Annotated in this window: 3 protein-coding genes; 2 read left to right on the top strand and 1 reads right to left on the bottom strand. The window is 75.6% G+C overall.

Annotation, left to right across the window (positions count from 1 at the left end; genetic code table 11):
- The first annotated feature begins 185 nt into the window (after positions 1-185).
- On the top strand, positions 186-941 hold the full coding sequence (locus tag ACFU7Z_RS37915; protein WP_049651896.1) for an ABC transporter ATP-binding protein: 756 nt from the start codon (positions 186-188) through the stop codon (positions 939-941).
- Positions 942-1001: 60 nt separating this feature from the next.
- Positions 1002-2153 (top strand): hypothetical protein, encoded by a 1152-nt coding sequence (locus tag ACFU7Z_RS37910; RefSeq protein WP_074001526.1) that lies wholly within the window; start codon positions 1002-1004, stop codon positions 2151-2153.
- Between the two features lie 26 nt (positions 2154-2179).
- On the opposite strand, the gene rlmN is transcribed toward ACFU7Z_RS37910, so the two are convergent.
- Positions 2180-3280 (bottom strand): 23S rRNA (adenine(2503)-C(2))-methyltransferase RlmN, encoded by a 1101-nt coding sequence (gene rlmN / locus ACFU7Z_RS37905; RefSeq protein WP_074001525.1) that lies wholly within the window; start codon positions 3278-3280, stop codon positions 2180-2182.
- Positions 3281-3324 lie beyond the last annotated feature (44 nt).

Below are 3324 nucleotides of genomic sequence, written 5' to 3'. Positions count from 1 at the left end.
GCCCCGCTCCCCGCGGGGCCGCCCTTCGGCGTCCCCGGTCCGCTCAACATCACAGTCGTACGACCAAACATGCCTGAATGCGGGTGATTTGCCCGTGATGGACCAGTGCGCCGCAACCGCGACCCGGCCCCCTCGTTCTAATCTGACGACTGTCATATCCCTGCGGCCACCCAGGATGGATCCTCATGTCAGCGGCACCGCCTGACAACGACGTGCTGTGGGCCCGAGGGATCGTCAAGTCCCATGACGGCACCCCCGCCCTGCGCGGCATCTCGATCGGCGTCCGCGAGGGCGAGGTGCTCGCCGTCACCGGCCCGCGCGGCTCCGGCAAGAGCACCCTGCTCGGCTGCCTCTCCGCGCAGCTCCCGGTCGACGAGGGCGAGGTCTGGTTCAACAGCGCCCCCGTGCACACCCTCGCCCGGGCCGGCCGCGAACGGCTGCGCCGCGACCGCTTCGGCTTCGTCGGCTCGGAGCCCCACCTGGTGCCCGAACTGACCGCCCGGGAGAACGTCGCCCTGCCGCTGCTGCTCGCCGGGGCCGGCAACAAGGCCGCCTACACCGCCGCCGACGAGTGGCTGGAACGCCTCGACGTCGGCGACTGCGCCCGGCTGCGCCCCGAGCGGCTCGTCCAGAGCCGGCGCCAGCGGGTCGCCGTCGCCCGCGCCCTGGCCCCGCTGCCGCCCGTGGTCTTCGCCGACGACCCCACCGCCCCGCTGCACCGCGAGGCCGCCGACCAGGTCATGCGGATACTGACCAGCGCGGCCCGGTCCCACCAGCTCACCCTCGTCCTGGCCACCCACGACGCCGAACTCGTCCGGTTCGCGGACCGCGCCGTCGCCCTCGTCGACGGACGGCTCACCGCCCCCGTCGCCCCCGTCCCCCGCGGCACCACCGCCCCCGGGGCCAACGGGGCGCCCGCCGTCACGGCCACCCGCCGCTGACGGCGCCGGGCCGCCGAACGCCGAGCCACCGAACGCCGCCGAGCCGCTGAAAGAGTCGACGTGTTCTATCTCCGTCTGGCCCGGGGCTACCGGGTGCCCGACCTCGGCCGCTGGCTGCTCACCGCGCTGGCCGCCGCCGTGGTCGCCGCCTTCCTGCTGCGCTCCCTCGGCCGGGCGATGAGCGACCCGGCCGGCGGCGCCGGCCCGCTGGCCCGGCTGCTCTGGTGCCTGCCCCCGCTCGCCGCCGTCGCCTGGTTCGCGGCCGTCGCCGCCCGCGCGGTGCCCGCCCGGCGGCCCGAGCGGATCGCCGGCCTCACCGCCGCCGGGGCCGGCTCCCACCGGATCCGGACGCTGATCGCCGGCGAGGTCGCGCTCGCCTCCACCCTCGGCAGCGTGCTGACCCTGCTGGCCTTCCTGGTGCTGCGCAACGACGTCGCCGGGCCCGGGCTCGCCCCCGACCTCGGCATGGGCGTGCCGCTGCCGGCCGCCGCACCGGTCGCCCTGCTCGCCCTGGTCCCGCTCACCGCCGGCACCGCCGCCGCCTGCGCGGTGCCCGTCACCGAGACCCTGCCCGGCGGCCGCACCCAGGCCCCGACCGGCTTCGGCGTCTGGCGGATCGCCCTGGCGACCGGACTGGGCGTCATCGGCGCCGCGCTCGAACTCATCGCCCTGCGCCCCGGCGCCGCCGCCGACGGCCGCCCGATCCACCTGCCCGCCGGGCTCGGCAGCACCAGCACCGCCGCCCTCGGCGGCTGGGCCGCCAGCGCGCTCGGCCTCGCCCTGCTCACCGGCCCGCTGCTGGGCTGGGCCGGGCGGCTGCTCGCCGTCGGACGGCCCACCCCGCTGCGGCTGCTGGCCGGGCGCGGGCTCACCGCCCAGGCCCGGCGGCTCGGCGCACCGCTGGCCGTGCTCACCCTCGCCGTCGCGCTGGTGCTCACCACCGTCCGCTACTGGATCGGCACGCCCGACAGCGCCGACGCGCTGCCCGCGGTCGAGGCCTGCCTGGTGCTCGGCTGCGCGGCCGCCGCGGTGGTCACCCGGCTCGCCGAGGTCCGCACCGACCGCCGGGAGGTCACCGACGCGCTGCTGCGCCTCGGCACCTCGCCCCGGCTGCTGTTCGGCGCGGTCGCGCTGCGCACCCTCGCGGTGGGCAGCACGCTGCTGCTGACCGGCGGGGCGACCGCCGCACTGGCGGCCGCCGGCCTGCGCTGACCCGCGCCACGCGCCTGGCGCCCGTCCTAGCCCGCCGCGGCGAGCTGGCCGCAGGCGCCGTCGATCTCCTGGCCGCGGGTGTCGCGGACGGTCGTCGGCACGCCGTGCGACTGGAGGCGGCGGACGAACTCGCGCTCGTCCTCGGGCCGGGAGGCCGTCCACTTGGAACCCGGGGTCGGGTTCAGCGGGATCAGGTTGACGTGCACCCGGTGGTTCTTGATCAGCCGGCCGAGCAGGTCGGCCCGCCAGGCCTGGTCGTTGATGTCCTTGATCAGCGCGTACTCGATGGAGATCCGGCGGCCGGACTTCTCCGCGTAGTTCCAGGCCGCGTCCAGCACCTCGGCGACCTTCCACCGGGTGTTCACCGGGACCAGCTCGTCGCGCAGCTCGTCGTCCGGGGCGTGCAGCGACAGCGCCAGACGGCAGCTGAGGCCCTCGTCGGCGAACCGGTTCATCGCCGGGACGAGGCCGACGGTGGAGACCGTGATGCCGCGCTGGGACAGGCCGAAGCCGTCCGGGGCCGGGTCGGTCAGCCGGCGGATCGCGGCCAGCACCCGGTTGTAGTTGGCCAGCGGCTCGCCCATGCCCATGAAGACCACGTTGGACAGCCGCGCCTCGCCGCCGGGGATCTCCCCCGCCTTGAGCGCGCGCATCCCGGAGGCGATCTGCTCGACGATCTCGCCGGTGGACAGGTTGCGGGTCAGACCGGCCTGGCCGGTGGCGCAGAACGGGCAGTTCATGCCGCAGCCGGCCTGCGAGCTGATGCACATGGTGACCCGGTCCGGGTAGCGCATCAGCACGGACTCCACGAGCGTGCCGTCGAACAGCTTCCAGAGCGTCTTGCGGGTGGCGTCGTCGTCGCAGGAGACGTGCCGGACCACCGACATCAGCTCGGGCAGCAGGCTCCCGGTGAGCTTCTCCCGGCTGGCGGCGGGGATGTCCGTCCAGCTCGCCGGGTCGTTCGACATCCGGCCGAAGTAGTGGTTGGAGAGCTGCTTGGCGCGGAACGGCTGCTCGCCCAGCTCGGCGACGGCCTCCTTGCGCTCGGCGGGGCTCAGGTCGGCGAGGTGTCGCGGGGGCTTGGCGCCACGCGGCGCGACAAAGGTGAGTTCTCCGGGCTTAGGCATGGTTGTTCCAGTGTCGCAGACGCGCGAGGGCCCCGGACGCCAGG

Source organism: Kitasatospora sp. NPDC057518, from assembly GCF_042802075.1.
In the GTDB taxonomy this organism is placed as follows: Bacteria; Actinomycetota; Actinomycetes; order Streptomycetales; family Streptomycetaceae; genus Kitasatospora.
The sequence above is the reverse complement of the archived record's forward strand: the minus strand, read 5'-3'. Positions and strand labels throughout refer to the sequence as shown.

Bases quoted from the DNA above. Each gene is read 5' to 3' on its own strand.
- ACFU7Z_RS37915 (WP_049651896.1), top strand. From the start codon at position 186: ATGTCAGCGGCACCGCCTGACAACGACGTGCTGTGGGCCCGAGGGATC.
- rlmN (WP_074001525.1), bottom strand. From the start codon at position 3,280: ATGCCTAAGCCCGGAGAACTCACCTTTGTCGCGCCGCGTGGCGCCAAG.